Here is a 1,359-nt window from a genome sequence, read left to right as displayed (position 1 = left end):
GTTTTTAATGAGTGATTTGCTTCTAATTATGACTCTTAAACTATATTATTGTCCTTGAGTCAAAAATGCAAGTTGTAGCCGTGCAAAGTATATTTACCGATTTTATGCAATTTAATCCTTATTTTTGCCGTTTTTAAACCCTGAAAAATTAATTATGCCAGAGCTTGACTGAATAACTGATCACTGATCACTGAAAAAGGTGAGCGATCGCTCACCTTGTAATTTTTTTAAAACCGTAATTAACCGGATTTAGTAAACCCCGGGGTTAAAACGGTCATCACCCTCGATAAATTCTTTAGAAGGCTCAGTAACGGTGAATTTCTCTAGATTAGCCTGTAAACGCTCTTTTTGAGTGTCCGAGAGTCCGGGGATATTGAGGACATCTTCCACTTCTTCGTAGGGGGCGTTTTTGATGATTTTACCAGCTAAATTGGGATAGAACCCTCTCAAGTCCCGGAAATCGCGAATATCACTGTTATTAAGGTCGATTTTCGCCCCGAATTCTGTGGTTAGTTTGGCATCGGCCGCATTTAAGACCGCCACAGGGGAAGAGGGAAGGGCGATCGAGGTGAGATTGAGAGCTTGAGCGGGAACTTTGCCCCAAAAACTCCCGATAATCAAGGCAATTACCGCCAGCAGACGAACAAGATTCTTCATTGCAGTTGTGGTCTCCTAAAACCAAGGCAAATTAACGATCAGGACAAGAAGTTAAGCCGTCAGCTTTCCGACTAGGCATAGGGTGGGGAATTGGTATCTGCCACCGCAGCCTAGCTATTAGCTGAACGCTGATAGCTAGTTAAAAAAGTTATATCATGCCATTAGACCAGATCATAACCTAGTTTGCCGCCCTAGGGGAAGGGTTTTGCGGTTTTGGGGTTTGATCAAAAAAAACAAGTTGGTTAGGACAATCTAAACCGCTAAAACCCTTTTCTGGCAAGGATTTTCCTGATGCCATCTGGCCGCTGCTACAGTTGAATTCCCCTATCTCCCTACTCCCCCCATTTCCTCATTCCCCTATCCGCTAACCCAATTATTATAAATCCCTAAAATTATCAATGACGAACAGCACTACTAGGGCATCTTGACACTCCCATCGCGCTTAAGCGAGGGATTCTTGGTTCACTGAGTTTCCTTAATCTGGCAGGACGTATCCAGCATTCGCCAGAGGGAATCTCTCCCCAAGCGTATTAGTTTCGGTGTGTCCCACCGTACTTAGTCCCTTTTTGAGAATGATTAAAGTCAGTAAGAGAGTCGCCTCTCCTACTGCTCTACAAAACGGAACGTGACAATTTCTCGTCATTCCGCTCCTCAACTACACGGGGTTTGTCATTCCTACGTCATTACCAACATATCCTTTAC

1 protein-coding gene is annotated in these 1,359 nt (G+C 43.6%); it reads right to left on the bottom strand.

Translation table 11 applies throughout. The annotated features are described in order from the left end of the window. Positions 1-249 precede the first annotated feature (249 nt). Positions 250-657 (bottom strand): photosystem II complex extrinsic protein PsbU, encoded by a 408-nt coding sequence (gene psbU / locus IQ242_RS24875; RefSeq protein WP_193961797.1) that lies wholly within the window; start codon positions 655-657, stop codon positions 250-252. Positions 658-1,359 lie beyond the last annotated feature (702 nt).

This window comes from Microcystis sp. LEGE 08355, from assembly GCF_015207185.1.
Lineage (GTDB): Bacteria > Cyanobacteriota > Cyanobacteriia > Cyanobacteriales > Microcystaceae > Microcystis > Microcystis panniformis.
Note: the sequence above shows the minus strand (reverse complement) of the source record. Positions and strands in the feature narration are given on the sequence as shown.

Coding starts and splice junctions, on each gene's coding strand:
- psbU (WP_193961797.1), bottom strand. CDS start 657: ATGAAGAATCTTGTTCGTCTGCTGGCGGTAATTGCCTTGATTATCGGG.